The sequence below is a fragment of the Pseudomonas sp. F3-2 genome (assembly GCF_038804275.1).
Taxonomy (GTDB): domain Bacteria; phylum Pseudomonadota; class Gammaproteobacteria; order Pseudomonadales; family Pseudomonadaceae; genus Aquipseudomonas.
The window spans coordinates 3,496,451-3,514,536 of sequence record NZ_CP152388.1; the positions used below are offsets into that span (position 1 = coordinate 3,496,451).

Consider the following 18,086-nt stretch of genomic DNA (forward strand, 5'->3'; position numbering starts at 1 on the left):
GAACGTCCCTGGCGCTCACTGTACTAATGCCAGCGGCCGCTAACGGCCCGTCGGCATCGCTTTCAAGGAATTCAGAATGGCTCCAAGACAAGTAATCAATGCTTCGGTCAGCCCAAAAGGCAGCCTGGAGACTTTGTCGCAACGTGAAGTACAACAGCTCAGCGCCGCCGGTTCAGGCAGCACCTACAACCTTTTCCGCCAGTGCGCCCTGGCCATCCTCAACACTGGCGCCCACGTCGATAACGCAAAAACCATCCTGGAAGCCTATCAGGACTTCGAAGTGCGCATTCATCAGCAGGATCGCGGCGTGCGCCTGGAATTGCTGAACGCGCCGGCGGACGCCTTCGTCGACGGCGAAATGATCGCCAGCACCCGGGAGATGCTGTTCAGTGCCCTGCGCGACATCGTCTACACCGAGAGCGAACTGGACAGCCAGCGCATCGACCTGAGCAGCTCGCAGGGCATCACCGACTACGTCTTTCACTTGCTGCGCAATGCCCGCACCCTGCGCCCCGGCGTCGAACCGAAAATGGTCGTGTGCTGGGGCGGTCACTCGATCAACACCGAAGAATACAAATACACCAAGAAAGTCGGCCACGAACTGGGCCTGCGCAAGCTGGACATCTGCACCGGCTGCGGCCCGGGCGTGATGAAAGGCCCGATGAAAGGCGCCACCATTGCCCACGCCAAGCAGCGCATCACTGCCGGCCGCTATCTGGGCCTGACCGAGCCGGGCATCATCGCCGCCGAAGCGCCGAACCCTATCGTCAACGAACTGGTGATCCTGCCGGACATCGAGAAGCGTCTCGAAGCGTTCGTTCGCGTCGGCCACGGCATCATCATCTTTCCCGGCGGCGCGGGCACCGCCGAAGAGTTCCTGTATCTGCTGGGTATCCTGATGCACCCGGACAACCAGGGCCTGCCATTCCCGGTCATCCTCACCGGGCCCAAGAGCACCGCGCCGTATCTGGAGCAGCTGCACGCCTTTGTCAGCGCGACGCTGGGCGAAGCGGCCCACAAGCACTACACCATCATCATCGACGACCCAGCCGAAGTCGCGCGTCAGATGACCGAAGGCCTGACCGCCGTGCGCCAGTTCCGTCGCGAGCGTGCCGATGCCTTCCACTTCAACTGGCTGCTGAAGATCGAAGAAAGCTTCCAGCGCCCGTTCGACCCGACCCACGCCAACATGTCCGCCCTGCAACTGCGCCGCGGCCTGCCGCCGCACGAGCTGGCGGCCAACCTGCGTCGCGCTTTTTCCGGGATTGTCGCCGGCAACGTCAAGGACAAGGGCATCCGCCTGATCGAAGAACACGGCCCGTATGAAATCCACGGCGATGCCGAAATCATGCAGCCGCTGGACAAGCTGCTGCAGGCCTTCGTCGAGCAGCACCGGATGAAGCTGCCAGGCGGCGCGGCGTACGTGCCGTGTTACCGCGTGGTGTCATAACGGCTGCCTCGATCTCCCTGAACAGGCGCGCGCTTGCCCGCGAGGACGGTCCATCCGCTGAAACAAAGGTGGCTGGTGGATTGCAATCGCGGGCAAGCGCGCCCCTACCGCTTCGCTTCCCACTGGACGATGGTGCTCCATGATTCACATTCGCCCCATGACCGCCGAGGACTTCGAGCGCTTCTGGCCGACTTTCCAGGCGGTGATCCAGGCGCAGGAAACCTACGCCTACGACCCCGACCTCACCCCTGAACAAGCCCTGCACCTGTGGCTGGAATATCCGCTGCACACGCTGATCGCCGAGGAAGATGGCGTGCTGCTCGGCAGCTATTACCTCAAGGCCAACGCTGCAGGCCCGGGCAGCCACGTGTGCAACTGCGGCTACATGGTCACCCCCGCCGCGCGCGGCCGGGGGGTGGCGCGCCTGATGTGCGAACACTCGCAACGCCTGGCACTGGACAGCGGCTTCAGCGCCATGCAGTTCAACTCGGTGGTTGCCACCAACGAGGTTGCCGTGGCGCTGTGGCAAAAGCTGGGTTTCGAGGTGGTCGGCCGCCTGCCCCGGGCTTATCGTCACGCAAAGCTCGGGCTGGTCGATTGCCTGGTGATGTACAAATGGCTCGCACCCATGCCCGAATCGCGCAAGGCCAAGAGTCCGCTGCTGATCGGCCGCAAGAACATCGAGTCGGTGGTGTCTCGCCCTCGACGCAAGCCCTCCGACGGACCTGCCTGATCCGTTGCAGAAAATCGGGAACCACACGCCCACCTGACGCCACTCACCCTGCAAAGCACTCACTTGCAGGGATGGCGTCAGCATGGCTTTACCCCCGGTGTCCTCCGCTCGGACCTCGAACGTCAGCAGCACCTCACTGAATCAGTCGGCCACGGAATCGGCCGGGCCGAGGCAGCGCAAAAACGTGCTGGCGCGCATGGCGAGTGCCAGCCGCTCGACGCTGCAGAAAACCCACAACTTCGCAGGCGGCCTGTTCAAGGCCAAACCCGGAGACGCCTCATCGATCCCCCGCAGCGCGTCCCCTGTCCCCACACCCACCTCGGCAGCGGCGGCAGGCAGCCTCGCACCTGCCACGCCCTCAGGCGCGCCTGTGGCCAGCTCGTCGGAAGCTGCGCCCGAAGCCCTTGAGATGACGCCTCGCCTGACCATGGCCCTGGAGAACCGCAAGCTGGTCTTCGGCGCCGCCGGCCAGAGCAATCGCACCGAGCAACTGCTCGAGGGCATTCTCAACAAACGCGACCAACGCTATCAGGGCCTCGCTCAGCTCAATCAAAGCCCGGAGAAAACCGAATACCTGCTGGTGGATGCCCAGGATCGACTGGTCCACGCCCATGCCAGCGACCTTGCGCTCTCGCTGTTCAAAACCAGTGAGAACCGGGCCAACAACGCCTTCAGCGTGACCATGCCGGGCGACGCCCATCGCGCGCAGATCACCGGCGTGCACAAGGACCGGCAGAACACGGCCTGGCGGATTCACGAGGACAAGCTGTACCAACTGCGACAAGGTGAATGGCACGAAAACCCGAAAGGGGCAACGCTGAAAAGCCTGCACAACAGCGGCGACGGCAGCCTGTTCGGACTCAATGACGAGGGACGGGTGTTCGCCATCGGTGATTTGAACAACGCGCTGAATTTCGCTCACTCCGTGACGTCTCTCGGCCGTTCGCCGCAGGGACAGCTGATGGCCCTCAGCGAGGACCCCCACGGCCGACAGCTACTTGAACTGCGCGACACATTCGGGCCGGGTCTGCACGACATGCATCACCTGATCGTGCCCACTGGCACGGGCAACGATGAGGCCATGAAGCCCAAATCGGTGGCCATCGCCGGGAGCCGTGTGCTGGCGACCACCGCCTCCGGCACGTTGCTGCAGGCTGACATGCCGTCGATGGACGAGCGCCAGCAGACGATGTTCGTGGCCGGTGAACTCAGGCTCACGTCAGCGCCGCCGTCGCCTGCACTCCAGGCGGCCTTCGGCAACCACACCGTCAGTGATTTCTTTCACGACGAGAACAACGTCCTGCACGCCAGAATCAAGGATCAGCAAGGGCTGGAGCACAGTGCGGCGTGGGACGACACGAAAGGCGACTTCGTCCCCGGCTGGAGCATGACGCCGCTGATCATGGATCGCCAGCGCGGCTTGCCGGCCCTGGCGCCTGCCGCTGACGCTCAGATCCAGCTGCCGCGCGGCAAGATCGCCCGGCATGAGGGCAACCTGCTGGTGCAAGACCCGCGCACCCGGGAATGGAAGAAAACCACCGAGAAAGACATCAAGGCACTGCAGGCCGGTCAGGATGGGTTCGCCTACCTGATCGATAAGGATGGCAAGCTCAAGCAGTTGAAAGTGGTGCCCCAGGCCGCCGCCCATGACATGGGCCGCGGCATCGATCTGGCCCTGCCGGGACGCGGCACCGAAGCCAAGGGCACGGTCATGCGCGGTGCCGAGCACCTGACGGCGGACAAACTCGCCGTGCAGAACGACCAGAATTTCATGACGCTGAGCGGCGGCGAACTGCGCCTGCACGACCAGAACGGCGAACGCACGCTGCTGCCGCAGCCACCCGGCGAGCGAGACATCCAGGCCATCAGCACCGGCGGCAAGCACTGGTTCGCCCTGCGCGACGGCGTGCTGTTCCAGCTGGACGGCGACCGCGCCAGTGCCCGAAAAATGCGGCCGGAGGGCGCCTGGCAAGCCGTCGCAGGGCCAGACACGACGCCGGCAGCGACCCTCGAGGATCTGCGGCCCAATCACGACGGACGCCTGCTGGCGAGTACCCCGCAGGGCGAGTTCGTCAAAACCGAGGATGGATGGGAAGCCGCCGCACCTGCCCCTGAGACACACCACGTCCCTCACGCAGACTTCGATCGACTGGCCGCCGCAGAGCCGGAAACCGTTCGCAAAGGTGCGCGCAAGTTGACCGTCAACGTGATGGGCAGCAACAACGTCGAGAGCATGCAGGTCCGCCAGTACGCGCCTGCTTCCCTCACCCAGAACTACCTGACCTCGCATCTTTCCCTGACCGGCGCGGCCAAGGTGCCGGGCGACAGCCTCCAGCACGCCTGGAAAGGCCGCGAGGGCCTGGCGCCGATCTATGCGGAAGAAACCGCGTTGCTGCAAGACCTCAACGCCCGTGCCGCAGCCGCAACAGGCGCGCCAGCCCAGCCGATGGCCGAGCGCATCGACGCCCTGGCGCCGCGCCTGATGTCGCCCGAATCCAGCGAGCTCGCCGAGTTGTTTGGCTGGTTTCAAACCAGCGTCACGGACGACCTGCACCGCACCCTTCGCGAACTGGCCGAGGATCAGCAGGCCTTGCTGAAAAACGGCGAGATCAATCCGACGTTCGAGGGCAAGCCGCGGGAAAACGACATGATGGCGCAGGTAGCCGGCGTGTTGCGCCACAGCGGCATCGATGACGAGCAACCGTTGGGGCAATTGCTGACCTCGCTGGAGAACGCGCATTTCACGCTGGAGCGGCGCAACACCGAAACCGCTCTGGATAATTCTCGCAAGCGAGGCGACAGTCAGGCGCTGCTGCGCGCCCGCCTGGCGCTGGACGTCAAGGTGTTGAGCGAGATCAGCGCGGCGCTCGACGGTTTCGCCGACGAACTCAAGCGGCCAGACGAGAACAATCTCGACACCCTCGCCACCGCGCTGGCCACGCTGCACAACGATGTCTACGAAGGCAGCTCGGTCAAGCGCTACACCGACGCCGGCTTTCGCGACCATGCTTCGCTGGAAGCCAGTTATGACGCCACCAAAAACCTGCTCAAACACCTGCGCAAGGAGAACCACCCGATCAAGCGCGGCGTGCTGCAAGGCCTGCAGTCCCCCGCCGGGCCCGACAACGCCGACATCACCCGGAAACTGACTCAGGCGCTGCGCGATCTCGAGCCACGGGAAAGCCTCAAGCTGAACCGCAACTATGGTGGCGGCATCACCAGTGGCGTCTCCGGCCCGGCCGGCGCGGCCTTTCTCGGGTTTCGCGGCAACATCGACCCGGAGCGCACTTACGGCCTGACCTTCACCCGCTTCGACCGCGGGTTGAAAGTGGCCCTGAGCCGGGAAGGCGCGATCAGCGGCACCGGCAGCTTCGGCTTTGGCGGCGGCAAGAGCGACACCGAGACCACGCCAGGTGACAGCCACGCCAATATTCAGTCCAACGCCGGCTGGTTCGCCGGCAGCCTGGACGGCAAATACAAGTATGCCAACAGCACCGCGCTGAGCTTCTTCGTTCGCGACGACGAACTCGAGGCGTTCATGGCCGACCTGATGCAGACGCCGCTGGCGAGCAGCAAGCGCGAGGTTCCGGGCAGCCTCAAGCCCATGGCGCTGATGGATCGCGGCGTTGAAAAGGAGGTGCGCACCACCGGCAAACACACGTTCGATCTCGATCTGGGCTTCAACATCGAATCACGCACCAACAAAGGCCAGACCGACGCCGAGCCGGTCGCAGGCTTCATGCGCTTCGGTGCCGGCCTGCTCGGCAGCCTGTCGTTGCTCAGTGCGGAGAAGGAAAGAACCACGGGGCGCGGCAGCGACGGGCTGAAAACCGACATCTACAGCAGCAACCGCGCGCGATTCCTCGAAAAGGGTTCGCTGACGGGCTACGCGCGGATGTTCAGCACAGTCTTTTCGTCGCGTCCCAACGACCTCTTCATCTCCGCCGGCGCGCCGCTGGGGGTCAGCGCGACGCTGGCGTTCGACAACAAGACCGGCAAGACCTACGACGTGCGCTTCAAGCAGGCTTTGCCGGTGCAGACCGCCGATCTAAAGGCCGTGAGCGAGGCGCTGGAAAAAGCCTTTCCGGCGCTGAGCAAAAACCCGGCGCCAGAGGGCAAGCGCCCTGAACAGGTATTGCAGGACCTCAAGCAGAAATACGACCCTGTCCTGGACGATGAGAACGACGCTCAATATGCCGCGCGCATGAGCCTGCGCCAGCTCGACCGGCAGAACACCGCCGCCAGCCAGGGCTCCAGCCTGATGACGTTGATGGACATGGTGGTCAAGCACAACAACGTCAACCGGGTCGATCAGGTGGCGCTGGCCAAACGCGGCATCGACAGCGTCAAGCGGATGCTGAGCCTGGACTGCAATGAAGGCAACGCCCAGCGCATTCACGAGATGATGAGCGCCGAGCCTCAGCTCAAAAGCCTGCTCGACGCGATGAAGGACACCAAAGGCACCACGCGCGCGGAGATCAAACTTGAGGTCCGCGACGACATCAAGCAGCTCATCGAAGAACGCGCCCTGAACGGAACGCTCAGCGACGACATGCTCAAAGGCCTACTCAGCGACAAGAACAACCTGCGCATCAAGAGCATCGCGATCTTCAAGACTGCGGCCAAGGAAGACTCGTTCGGCACGCCGTTTCCGTTCGTCAGCTACAAGAGCGGCAGCACCCTGAGCATCGAGCGCCTGATGGGCGAAGTCACCTTCGACTACGGCAAGCATCCCACCCAGCCGAAGAAAGCCACCGCAGACGGTGAGATCGCCGACCGTGGCGACCCCAGGCCCGCGCAGGAACTGGGTCAGACCGACAACGGCACCTTCAGGGCGCGCTGATGCATGACGGGCGCCGGCGATCGGCGCCCTTTCGACTTCAAATCCGGCAAGGACACTGCACATGACGACACCGAACCCACAGGCAGACGCCTTGATTCGCGCCCTGGGAAAACAACTGGGCACGGCCCTGCAACTGGATAACGGCGTCTGCGCCCTGTTCGACGACGGCCGCGAGGTGGTCATCATCGAGATCCCTGCCGCTGGCGACGTCGCGATCCTGCACTGCAAACTGGCGCTGCGACCTGATCCCGGGCTGTACGAGCGGTTGATGAGGCTCAACTTCGACAGCGGCGCAATGAGCGGCTGCTGGCTGGCGCTGGACGAGCAGCTGTCAGTGCGCCTGTGCACGCAGTTGCCCCTCAGGACGCTGGATGAAACGACGTTCGTGCATTGGGTGCAGGGCTTCGTCCTGCAGACGCGCGAGGTGCCCGGCCTGCTGCGCCAGCGCTCGGTGCCTGTTGGGCAAGCCGGTCTGGCGCGGCGAATCGGCTGAAGCGCTGTCCTGAAATCATGTGCCTGGCGCGAGAAACCGGCGCCCTGGACAGGCGCTGACGTTTTTGGCCCGTTGCAGGGCGTTTTCAAACTTGCCGGAATGCGTTCTCTCTACGATCCTCTACACACGGCCAGACTGGGCCGGTTGACAAAAAACGCGCCGGAGAGGCCAGCATGAAGACCGTTGCCGAGTTACTGAAGCTCAAAGATACGCACGAGGTCCATACCGTCCGTCCTGATCAGATGGTCATCGATGCGATCAAGTTGATGGCCGAGAAAAACATCGGCGCCGTCCCGGTGGTGCGCGATGGCAAAGTCGTGGGGATCGTCAGTGAGCGAGACTACGCGCGCAAGATGGAACTCAAGGGCCGCGCTTCGGTGGGCACGCCGATCAGCGACATCATGACCCACGATGTGAAAACCGTGGATTCGCACCACACGGTCGATCAATGCATGAACATCATGACCGACCGCCGTTTGCGACACTTGCCGGTGGTGGACGAGGGCCAGTTGACCGGCCTGCTGTCGATCGGTGACCTGGTCAAGGAGGCCATCGCCGAACAGGCCAGTCTGATCGAGAAGATGCAGGAGTACATTCGCGGCGAAAGCTACTGAATGAACGCCGGAGCCCAAAGGCTCCGGTGCTTGTTTCGCGGTATGTGCCTCACGGCTGTGCTCAACGCACCTTGAAGCGGTCGATCATCGCCACCAGCCGTTCGTTGGACGCCACCAGCGCGTCCACGCTGGTGTCGGTCTGTTGGCCGCAGCCCACCAGTTCGCCCACCATGTGCCGAATCGCAATCATGTTCTGATTGATTTCTTCGGTGACTGCGCTCTGCTGCTCGGCCGCCGTGGCGATGTGGGCGCTGAGGTCATGGATGCGCAGCACCGAGCCGGCCATGCCGTCCAGCCCCTCGTTGACCCGCGAGGTGCGGTCGGCCGTTGACTGGCAACTGACCTTGGTCTTCTCCATCGCGCCGACGGCGGTGCTCACGCCCTGCTCCAGCCGCGACAGCATTTCGTTGATCTCCGAAGTGCTCTGCTGAGTGCGACCCGCCAGTGCCCGGACCTCATCGGCCACCACCGCGAAGCCACGGCCCTGCTCGCCTGCGCGCGCCGCCTCGATCGCGGCGTTGAGGGCCAACAGGTTGGTTTGCTGAGCGATTCCGCCGATCACGCCGAGCACGTCAGTGATGCGCTTGGCGTCGACCTGCATTTCCTGCACGTATTGGGTCGCGTCTTCAACCTCGGCCACCAGGGCCAGCACGCTGACCGAGGCCTGATCCACGACGTCCCGCGAACGTTGTGCGGCGTCGTTTGCCGACTGGGTAAAGCTGGCCGTCTGCGTCGCGCTTTCTGCCACGCTGTCGGCGGTGGCGCTCATCTCATTGATCGCCGTCACCGCCTGATCGGTCTCGGAGGCATGACGATTGAGAATCTGGTTGATGTTGCGCGACTGCTCCTGCAATTGCGCCAGACCGGCGGAAATCTGCTCGGTGCCGCTGCGCACTTCGACGATCATCGTCTGCTGGAACGCGATGAATTTGTTGACCGACTGACCGACGGCGTCCAGCTCGTCTTCGCCCTTGATCGGGATGCGCCGGGTCAGATCCGCCTCACCCGACGACAACGCGTCGATGTTAGTGCGCAACACGGTCAGGCGCGCCAGCAGGCGATTGAAGGCGAAGCCCAGCACCGCGAGCAAGAGAATCACCAGCGGAATCTGCAGCCAGCCCAGTGTTTTCAACACCTCGCTGCTGCTGGCCGTCAGCATCGCCGTCGGCAACGAGGTTGCGATCAGCCAGGGCGTGCCCACCACCGGGCGCAGGAAGAAGGTCAGATCGCCCAGTTGCGGGTCCTGATATTCCCGGGAATACACCGCGTCGCCGGACACTTGCGTGAGGCCGTCCTGAATGGCTTTGGCAAACATCGACTGACCGGTGAAGGCAGAAATGTTCTTGAGGATGATTTCGCCGGGAATGCTGCCCTGATTGGTCAGGACCTTGCCATCGCGCTCGACGATCATCACCTGGCCCTGGATTTCTTTTTCCTTCTCCTGAATCAGGCCGTTGAAGAAGCCGAGGGTCACGTCGATGGTCGAGACGCCGTACAGCGAGCCGTCCTTGTAGATGCCCATCGCGCAGTTGGTGCGCGGCTGCGGACTGGCTTCGTCCTGATACGCGGCCGCCCAGGCGCATTTGCCCTTGGGCGCGTTCTGGCCGGCACGGTGCCACGGCTGCTCCCAGTAGTTGGGCGCAGGGTCGGAGTTCCAGAACGTGCTGACCACCAGTTGGCCGCTGCCGTCACGGTGATAGAACGTGCTGTGCTTGTTGCGGCCGGGCGTGCGTTTGTCGGGCATTGGCCAGACACCGCCGCCGAACACTTTGGCATCGCCGTACTGGTCGACCATGCCCGGCAATACCTTGTCGATGGCATCGCTGTCCAGCAGCGGCACCGCCTGGGTGATGCCACGGGACTGCGCCTCGACGCGGGCAAGGTCCGAGAGAATCCGCGTGCCGATCTGGTCGACCTGGCTGAGCACGACCTTTTCCTGCGACGCCCGCACTTTGGGCGTGACAAAGTGTTCGATGCCCTGCTCGGTAATGACCGCGATCACCAGGATCAAGGCCACGAAGATGACCGTATAGCGCGCCTGCACTGTTTTAAACATCGTTGACTCCATGGCCTGAAATTTGTTGTTGTTTTGCACAACGCCAAAAGAGGTATCGACCGCAGCGCAGGAACGATGAGGCGCGCCGATGAAAGGCATCGGCGCGGCAGGCAATGCCTACTGAACGGGCAGGAAATTGAGGAACAGCAGGCTCTGGGCGTAATTCAGGCCGATGCGCCGGTAACGTTCGTCCAGCATCTGGGTGAGCAGATCCAGGCGCGCGACGATCTTGCCGAACTCGGTGGCAAAGCTGAGGTTGCTGCCCTCCTCCGAGATCTCGTTGGAGAACAGCATCAGCTCGCCGTTGGCGTTCTGCCGCTGGCTCAGCAGCCACGTCGCCTTCTCGATATTGCGCGCTGCGTTGCTCACGAACGTCGGGTTGATCTGGTCGGTCATGAAGAATTCGAGCCGCCCGCCGTGGGCCGTCACTAGCATGCTGCCGATGGCATAGATGAAGGCGCCGACCCGGTCGCCGAGAAACTCCGGGCTCAGTGCATAGCTCAAGGCCGCCAGATCCCGGCGTTTGCCCAGTTGACCGAGTGGCTTCTGCTGCTCGATGGCTTCGCGCACATTGCGCTCGGCCGAGCGAGCGTCGACGAAGCCTGACTTGCGCCACTCCGCCGGATTGCGCAGGTACAGCTTGTTCATCAGCAGGTACAGACTTTCGAGGTTGTCATGCATGGCCAGTGTGGCCATGCGATCGACGCTGGTCTGAAAGAATTCCTGAGGACGCGCTTCCTGGAACTGGGTGGCGACGTCACGGCCGTCCTGACGGGTGCAGCCACCGATGCAGAGCATGAGCAGGCATGACGCAAGCAGCGCACGAGCAGCGCGTCGCGCAAGGAAATATCGGGAAACACAGACCATGTATCGCAAGCTTCAACTCTCTGGACGTCGCGTGGATCGCTGCGTCCCGGCCATGCATAGAGCCGCAAACCGGAAAAAAGTGCGACACGGGCCTGAAATGTCCTGCAACGGCTGCGGTCGGAGGACAGTCACACATTTGACGCAGCTCTCGGCTTTCACCAAGCTAGCCCTCTTCACTTGCTCTCAGGAACACCCCGCGTGATGACCACAAGCCTGCACTGGCGCCGCTTTCTGTTTTGCCTCGCTCCGCTGATCGCTCTGCTCGCTGCCTGCGATGGCGGCGCGCCCAAAACCAGACCGTCCGAAGTCACCACATATGTCAGCGTGGAGTGGGACAAGCTGCCGCCGGTCAATGATGTGGACCTGATGGCGGGCTACAACAGCTGGTTCTCGGCGTGCAAGCGGCTGGCCAAGGATCCGGTCTGGGGCAGCACCTGTGCGCTGGCCGGGCAAGTGCCGCAGAACCCGGCCGCGGTGCGCGAGTTCCTCAAGAATCAGTTGCAGGTCTACAGCCTGCGCTCCTCGGAACATGGCGCCAACGGCTTGATCACCGGCTATTACGAACCCATCTACAAGGGCAGCGAGCAGCGCAACGATCAGCACCCGGTCGCCATCTATGGCGTGCCCGATGACCTGATCATCGTCAATCTGGACAGCATTTATCCCGAGCTCAAGGGCAAGCGTCTGCGTGGCCGTCTCGACGGACGCATCCTGCGCCCTTATGACGACGCCGCAACGATCGGCGAAAAAGGCGTGAACGCGCCCGTGCTGGCCTGGCTGGAAAACCCCATTGACCTGCAGTTCCTGCAAATCCAGGGCTCCGGCCGGGTACAGCTTGAAAACGGCCGGCAACTGCGCATCGCCTACGCCGATCAGAATGGTCATCCGTACAAGCCTGTCGGCCGCTGGCTGGTCGAACAGGGCCAACTGACCAAGGACGAGGTGTCCATGGGGCGCATTCGCGACTGGGCGATTGCCCATCCCGAGCGCGTGCATGAACTGCTGGGCAGCAATCCCAGCTACGTGTTCTTCACCCAGCGTCCGGACAGCACCGAAGGCCCGCGCGGCTCGCTCAATGTGCCGCTGACGGCCGGCTACAGTGTCGCCATCGACCGCAAGGTCATTCCGCTGGGCAGCCTGCTGTGGTTGTCGTCCACCCGTCCCGATGGCTCGCCACTGGTACGTCCCGTGGCCGCGCAGGATACCGGCGGCGCGATTGCCGGCGAGGTGCGCGCGGACATGTTCTGGGGCACCGGCGATGCGGCCGGCGAACTGGCTGGCAACATGAAACAGCAAGGGCAGATCTGGATGCTCTGGCCCAAAGGCGCGCCGCTGCCCAACGCCAAAGCAAAGGAATGAGGTCATGAGTGCAGAGAGGGTCACCACCGCGCCATTGGCGCTGAGCGGCAAACGGGTCGAGCTGCTGCCGTTACGGGCAGAGCACGCCCCGCAGTTGCTGCAGGCCGCAGAAGATGGCGAGCTGTGGAACATGAAGGTGACGGTGATTCCCGGCCCGTCAACCGTTGAACAGTACATCGCCACCGCGTTGGCGGGGCGCGACGCTGGCACGGTCATGCCGTTCGCCATCGTGCACCGTGAAACGGGCCGTATCGTCGGCAGCACGCGCTTCTGGAAGATCGACCGTCAGCATCGCAAGCTGGAGATCGGCCACACCTGGCTGAGCCAGTCGATGCAGCGTTCGGGGTTGAACACCGAGATGAAGTTTCTGCTGCTGCGCCATGCGTTCGAGGAAATGAACTGCGTGCGCGTGCAATTCACCACCGACGAGCTCAACGAGAAGTCCCGTGCCGCCATCTTGCGAATCGGCGCCCGGCAAGAAGGCATCGTGCGCCACGAGCGGATCATGCCGGACGGGCGCAAGCGCAATTCGGTGCGGTTCAGCATCATCGACGATGAATGGCCGCAGGTTAAGGCGATGCTGCTGGAGAAGATGAGTCGTGCCAGCTGACTGAAGCAATCAAGCGTGCCGCTGTCGCCCTACTCGTCCTTGCCGTCATGGGGCGCCGGGAACAGCGTTTCCACCTTGTGCTTGCCGGGCGCACGGGTCGGCGCCATGGCGGCGGACTCCGCCAGGCGCGTGGCCATTTCCCAATGACGCGCTTCCTGCCCCTCGGGCTTGCCCTCGGTCTCCCAGATCATCTGGGCCAACTGACGAACCGTTTCTTCGTCGACATTCATGCGAATCCCCCATTTTTGCTTGCGCAGGACTTGGGCCGGCGCCAAGGCAGCACCGAAGCCACAGTCTGAAACAGTGCCCGCCAGGAACAGTACAAGCCGGTAACGAGGGTATATGACGGGCGTAAACAGGCCGGAGAACGCGAGCCGGCCGTTGAAGGATCGCATCGGATCCATCGGTGAGCGACGGCGAACCACGACAACCTCCTTTTAACCGCTGTTACGTTTGAGCAGCAGGCTGACCACCAGCCCGATTCCGGCCGCAGCACCCACGGCAGCCCAGGGATGGGTCTGGACATACGCCTTGCCCTGGTTGAGCACGCGCGTCACCACCGGGGTCTGGGTGTCATCGTAATCCACTGCCGTAGAGTTTGCGTTGGCCAGGAAGTCGGTCAGTCGCTGGCGCGCCTGTGCGGTGCGGTCCTCGTGCAGGGCGTCGCCGGCGGTCAGCAATTCATTGGTTTCGTTCAGAAAGGTGTTGAGCTGCTTTCGGGTCTTTTCGTAAAGATCTTCGCGCAGGGTTTCAGTGATATCGGTCATGGTGCGTACCCGCTCAAGGTTATCGAAACCGGTTGACCGGGACGCGAAACGATTCGTTCCGGCTATTTTGAAAAAACCCTCCGCAACGTGATGACAAAGCTCCCAACAGCCACGATCATTTCGATTCAGTTGTCCGAATACCGGTTTTCAATCTTCCCCAAACAAGGACCTGCATGGAATTCGTGCCCATTCTCGACTTGCCCGCCGCCCGGCAGGCGCAGGTTCGGCATCTGCGCAATCAGCCCGAGGTGCGCAGGTTCATGTACACCTCTCACGAAATCAGCGAAGCCGAACATGCCCGCTGGCTCGATCAGTTGAAGTCCAATTCGAGGCAGGCGGTGTTCGGGGTGATCAGCGATGACCAACTGATAGGCGTGGTGTCGCTCAGTGAGATCAACGCCTTGCAGCGCACTGCCGACTGGGCGTTTTATCTGGACGCGAGGGTGCAAGGCAAAGGCATTGGCAGTCAGGTCGAGTTCTGGCTGCTCGACTACGCATTCGGCCCTGCGCAGTTGGAAAAGCTCAACTGTGAGGTGCTCGAAGTCAATTCCGCGGTGATCAAGATGCACCAGCGATTCGGCTTCGTGCTCGAAGGTGTCAGGCGCCAGAACGCGATACATGAAGGCAAGCGCGTCGACGTGGTGTTGCTGGGCATCACTCAGGAAGAATGGCGCCAGCAGCGACCGAACCTGGTGCCCGTCATCGAGCGACTGGCGGGTAAAGGCAATCAATGAAGGCAACGCCCTGCACAAGATGGGCAGGTAACGGGAAGCGGCTCACGGCCTCGCTTCCCGATGTTTCATCACTGCACCGCGATAAAGACGTCAGGCAATGTTGAGCAGTCGCGCAGGCGGTTTTTCGTCAGCTTTGCAGTAGAGGTAGTCACGCCAGCTGCGGAACGCCTTCTGTTGCCTGTCGAACGCTTCCTGCCATTGCGGGCCGCCAACCAATTCAACCGAGATAGACATCATCTGCTCGGTGGCCTGGTCGAGTTCTTTCATGAGATCAAGGGCGTTGGGTGAATCAAAAATTTTAGCTCGCATAGAGTCCACTTCCTTTGGCTATCCCATTGAGTGGCCAACGTGCTGATAGTGCTCAGGTTCCGACGAGCGGTCGCTTGATATCAAGAGAAGGGAAAAAAGCGAGCAAAGCCGCGCCGTAGACACCGCGCCGCGCCTGCTTCAGTGCAGGCGGTCGGTCTGCATGAGTGTCACGGCGTCCGGTTGCCCGAGGTGCAGGTGCAGCTCGGCAAACGAAGCTTGCTGCACGATCACGGCAGACTTCCAGGCGGCACTTCCCATGCAGGAAATTGACACCATCTTCATCAGATCGATGGTCGAAGCGTCCAGTGCCAACAGGAGTTTGTGAGCGGTATAGCGAAAATCATCTGCGTTCTGCATGCGGAAAACCTTAGCTCAAAGCAATCGGTTATCGATTCCATCTATCTGTGAGCAGGGCTTGATCAGTTAATTCAAACGGACCGGATCGACGGTACCTCGCCCGGTCCTGCTTGCGCATGAAGTCGCTGGGTGTCACTCCATGACCACGGACAACACGTAGCTCTGCTTGTTGACGACCGTTCGGGTCAGCGTTGCACGTCCGCTGCCCACATCCAGATTGAGCGGCGAAGCCTTGATGATGGCCTCATCGAACGCATGCGGAATGGACCGTCCCAACGCCCTGACCGCCAGCCGCTTGGTCGCCCTGATCAATTCCCGTTTGGCCGCAGTGTCATCCGACGGCAGCATGACTTGCAGCGTCAGCTTGACCCGACGTGCAACACCCTCGCCGCCTTCGGCCGAATAGGAAATCCTGTTGTTATCGCCGGCGTCGGGTTTCACCGGCCGCTGTCCGCTTTTGCAGCCTTCCCCGCCGTCGTCGTAGCGAGTCCACTCGCCGGCTCGCAGCTGAGTGTCGTTGAGCACCGTGCACAGTTGCTCCAACGATTGCGGTTGCAGGGCGGCCATGCAGTTAATCGAACAACACAGTGCGACACATCCTGAAAGTAAACGAACCATCCTGATTCCCTCATTTGATTGTTGTTCTATAAAGCGATTGCCCGACTTGTGACTGCGAAGCCCGCGACCCCCCATCGGAAACTACCTTCTAGTAGGGTTGGCGTCAATGTACATCATGAGGCCTTCGCCCGTCGTCAGGTGCAAACGCAGCGCCAATGCCTCAGGCGCGCAGACGCCGGGCCGCCGAGACATACAGCCAGATGGCTGAAATCAGGAAATAGAACGCACCGAACGCTGCATACGGGGCGACTTCGAGGAGGCTATGCACGGCCGGTATTGAAGACTGCTTGATGAAAAATGCACCTGCCAGTGCTGACTGAGCGCCGCTGAGAATCATCAGCCACTGCGCGCCATAGACCTTCCAGCGACGCACCGCTGTCGCCAGTTGAAGCAGGCCGGACACGATGGCCCACACGCCAAAAACCCCCAGCACCGCGTTCATGCTGCTCGACAGGGCCAGGGCGATGGCGATCGTGGTGACCAGGCTGAGCAATGCATTGATCGCCTGGGTCGGGTTACGCCTCAAGCCGCCGTTACGGTGGGCGTCCAGCACGTTGGCCGCAGCATCCCAGGTGGGATAGAAGATCAACAGCACCGCGGCGATCAGAGGCATGGCCGCGCCGAGGGTGAAGGCAGCGCCCACCCAGACGAACGAGACCGCCGCCCGGATGAAGTAATAGGTCATCAGCCACTGGCTGCTGATGTCAGGGGTGTTTACGTGGGTCGTTCCAAGGGTCTGATTGTGCATCTTCGTTTACCGAATGAAGGTTTATTGTCGTGAGCCCGCAGGCGCCTGCCGGATCGTGCTATTTGAGGTCGATGACCACGTCGGGGGTGAATGAGCCAAGCGGGGTTTCGACCAGCGCGCCCAATCCGCCGGGGCCGCGAACGCTGGTTACGGTGGTCCACACGCCGACGCTGGCGGGCATGCCGCCACGGGCCGCGACGCTGATCGTCAGCGGCCCTTTCACCGCCTCGCCGTTGACCCGACCCTCCCAGTTGAAACTGATCGCCCCCTTGGCGGCGCTGACGTGATGTTCGGTGTGAACCACGACGCCGTTGGCATCGGTGAAGGTGATATCCAGCTCGGTCGGGCCATCGACCAGCACCTCGCCGGCATAGCTGCCATCTTCGCGGGGCAAGGCTTTGCTCGAGGGCACCAGCGCCGATCGACCGAGCCACGCGGCCGGATCGTAGGCCGAACCTTTCCCGAGTAGCTGCCTTAACAGCGCGCTGATCTCCTGAAGCGAAGACACCTGCGTCAATGCAGCCAGCTGTTGCACGGTTTCGCCGGGATCGGCCGGCGACAGCGGATCCTGATGCTGCAACTGAGTCACCAGTAATTTCAGAAACGCCTGACTGTCCAAGGGCGGCAGCCCCGCGCTGCCTGCGGGCAGAGCGCTGGACGGGCTCACAGGGCTCTGCAAAACATTGGGCTGGAGCATCGACGCAATCCTCATCGTTTAGTGATGACCTTTCGGACCACGAGGGCCGAACGGACTCAAACAAAATTACTACCTACTAGAAGGTAGTTTTTCAGGTCAAAAAAAACGGCCGCGCAGCGACCGCTTTCCTTGATCAGGCAATCATGAGTTTTTCGATCATCGGCTGGGTGATCAAACCGAACATTTCAGGATCACCATAGGCCCGTGCGGACAGCATCGCGCCATGTACCGTCGCCATGAAGCGCTCCGCTTCGCTGCGGACATCGCCGGACAACGACATGCTGCCTTGAGCCTGTCCGCGCTCGAACACAGAGGTGAGCCAAGCGGACAGCGCGCGGAAGTGCGCCCTGACCTCGACGACGATTTCTTGGGGCAGTACCGGGATCTGGGTTGCCAACAACGCGCAGACGCAATAGCCTTTCGCAGCATCCGCGATGCATCCCTGCCAGTAGCCCGTGTAGGCCCGAAGCTGATCCGCCGGCCCTGCGCTGACACGCTCGATATGGGCGATGCCGGCTTCTGCTTCTTGCCGATACTGACTGACCAGCGACCGGACGAGGTCGACCTTGGTGGGAAAATGATGATGAATGCTGGCCTTGCGGATGCCCACGGTTTCGGCGATGTCTGCATAGCTGAAGCCGCTGTATCCGCCCGCAATGATCAGCGAGCGAGCACAATTAAGAATTTCGTAGAAGGTGTTCGAGTGATTAGCCATGGGGCTAACCTACCTTTCAGTAGGTTTTGAGTCAAGTCCTGTGGCTGTCAAGACTGCCTTAAGAACCGGCGCCCAGCACGTACGTCCGGCGCAGTACTCGGGAAGACCGGGACCCT

General features: G+C 62.1%; 17 protein-coding genes and 1 pseudogene. 8 read left to right on the plus strand and 10 right to left on the minus strand.

Features of this window, described 5'->3' with window-relative positions; all coding sequences use genetic code 11:
* Nucleotides 1-76 precede the first annotated feature (76 nt).
* The 5 genes from ppnN (at nt 77) to AAGQ88_RS15930 (ending at nt 8,133) form a co-directional block, all read left to right on the plus strand.
* Nucleotides 77-1,450, plus strand: coding sequence for a nucleotide 5'-monophosphate nucleosidase PpnN (ppnN, locus tag AAGQ88_RS15910; protein WP_093459011.1), 1,374 nt, complete (start codon nt 77-79; stop codon nt 1,448-1,450).
* A 139-nt stretch (nt 1,451-1,589) separates the two neighbouring features.
* A complete protein-coding gene (locus tag AAGQ88_RS15915; protein ID WP_093459012.1) occupies nt 1,590-2,183 on the plus strand; it encodes an N-acetyltransferase in 594 nt (197 codons plus the stop codon).
* An 82-nt stretch (nt 2,184-2,265) separates the two neighbouring features.
* Entirely contained in the window at nt 2,266-7,026 is a 4,761-nt protein-coding gene (locus tag AAGQ88_RS15920; protein ID WP_342652902.1) for an AvrE-family type 3 secretion system effector, read from the plus strand.
* 61 nt (nt 7,027-7,087) lie between these two features.
* Entirely contained in the window at nt 7,088-7,519 is a 432-nt protein-coding gene (locus AAGQ88_RS15925; RefSeq protein WP_342652903.1) for a type III secretion system chaperone, read from the plus strand.
* Nucleotides 7,520-7,692: 173 nt separating this feature from the next.
* A complete protein-coding gene (locus AAGQ88_RS15930; protein WP_342652904.1) occupies nt 7,693-8,133 on the plus strand; it encodes a CBS domain-containing protein in 441 nt (146 codons plus the stop codon).
* 61 nt (nt 8,134-8,194) lie between these two features.
* Here AAGQ88_RS15930 and AAGQ88_RS15935 read toward each other — a convergent pair whose 3' ends face one another.
* Nucleotides 8,195-10,189, minus strand: a complete 1,995-nt coding sequence (locus AAGQ88_RS15935) for a methyl-accepting chemotaxis protein (protein WP_342652905.1) — start codon at nt 10,187-10,189, stop codon at nt 8,195-8,197.
* A 117-nt stretch (nt 10,190-10,306) separates the two neighbouring features.
* Complete coding sequence (locus AAGQ88_RS15940) at nt 10,307-11,056, minus strand: hypothetical protein (protein ID WP_285424968.1); 750 nt, start codon at nt 11,054-11,056, stop codon at nt 10,307-10,309.
* Between the two features lie 201 nt (nt 11,057-11,257).
* Between AAGQ88_RS15940 and AAGQ88_RS15945 the strand changes: the two genes are divergently transcribed.
* Together AAGQ88_RS15945 and AAGQ88_RS15950 are read left to right on the plus strand one after the other, a co-directional pair.
* Nucleotides 11,258-12,415, plus strand: coding sequence for an MltA domain-containing protein (locus AAGQ88_RS15945; protein WP_285424969.1), 1,158 nt, complete (start codon nt 11,258-11,260; stop codon nt 12,413-12,415).
* Between the two features lie 4 nt (nt 12,416-12,419).
* The gene (locus AAGQ88_RS15950) at nt 12,420-13,025 is read left to right on the plus strand and encodes a GNAT family protein (protein WP_342652906.1); all 606 of its coding nucleotides are present in this window, start codon (nt 12,420-12,422) and stop codon (nt 13,023-13,025) included.
* A gap of 86 nt (nt 13,026-13,111) precedes the next feature.
* On the opposite strand, the pseudogene AAGQ88_RS15955 reads toward AAGQ88_RS15950, so the two are convergent.
* Nucleotides 13,112-13,255, minus strand: a pseudogene (locus tag AAGQ88_RS15955) (DUF2934 domain-containing protein); the annotation flags it as partial.
* A 207-nt stretch (nt 13,256-13,462) separates the two neighbouring features.
* Complete coding sequence (locus tag AAGQ88_RS15960; protein ID WP_342652907.1) at nt 13,463-13,792, minus strand: hypothetical protein; 330 nt, start codon at nt 13,790-13,792, stop codon at nt 13,463-13,465.
* A gap of 173 nt (nt 13,793-13,965) precedes the next feature.
* Between AAGQ88_RS15960 and pseH the strand changes: the two genes are divergently transcribed.
* Complete coding sequence (pseH, locus tag AAGQ88_RS15965) at nt 13,966-14,526, plus strand: UDP-4-amino-4,6-dideoxy-N-acetyl-beta-L-altrosamine N-acetyltransferase (protein ID WP_342652908.1); 561 nt, start codon at nt 13,966-13,968, stop codon at nt 14,524-14,526.
* Between the two features lie 90 nt (nt 14,527-14,616).
* Here the strand turns inward: pseH and AAGQ88_RS15970 are convergent, their stop codons facing one another.
* The 6 genes from AAGQ88_RS15970 to AAGQ88_RS15995 all read right to left on the minus strand — a co-directional run bounded on the left by AAGQ88_RS15970 (nt 14,617) and on the right by AAGQ88_RS15995 (nt 17,970).
* The gene (locus AAGQ88_RS15970; protein ID WP_093459021.1) at nt 14,617-14,835 is read right to left on the minus strand and encodes a hypothetical protein; all 219 of its coding nucleotides are present in this window, start codon (nt 14,833-14,835) and stop codon (nt 14,617-14,619) included.
* A gap of 138 nt (nt 14,836-14,973) precedes the next feature.
* On the minus strand, nt 14,974-15,192 hold the full coding sequence (locus AAGQ88_RS15975; RefSeq protein ID WP_285424846.1) for a hypothetical protein: 219 nt from the start codon (nt 15,190-15,192) through the stop codon (nt 14,974-14,976).
* Between the two features lie 132 nt (nt 15,193-15,324).
* Entirely contained in the window at nt 15,325-15,759 is a 435-nt protein-coding gene (locus AAGQ88_RS15980; protein WP_285424847.1) for a hypothetical protein, read from the minus strand.
* A gap of 211 nt (nt 15,760-15,970) precedes the next feature.
* Nucleotides 15,971-16,558, minus strand: a complete 588-nt coding sequence (locus tag AAGQ88_RS15985; RefSeq protein WP_342652909.1) for a DUF308 domain-containing protein — start codon at nt 16,556-16,558, stop codon at nt 15,971-15,973.
* A gap of 58 nt (nt 16,559-16,616) precedes the next feature.
* Nucleotides 16,617-17,255 carry a flagellar hook capping FlgD N-terminal domain-containing protein gene (locus tag AAGQ88_RS15990; protein WP_342652910.1) on the minus strand — a complete coding sequence of 213 codons (639 nt, stop codon included), beginning with the start codon at nt 17,253-17,255 and terminating at the stop codon, nt 16,617-16,619.
* A 133-nt stretch (nt 17,256-17,388) separates the two neighbouring features.
* Nucleotides 17,389-17,970: a TetR/AcrR family transcriptional regulator gene (locus AAGQ88_RS15995; protein ID WP_342652911.1), complete on the minus strand. Its 582-nt coding sequence runs from the start codon at nt 17,968-17,970 to the stop codon at nt 17,389-17,391.
* Nucleotides 17,971-18,086: the final 116 nt, after the last annotated feature.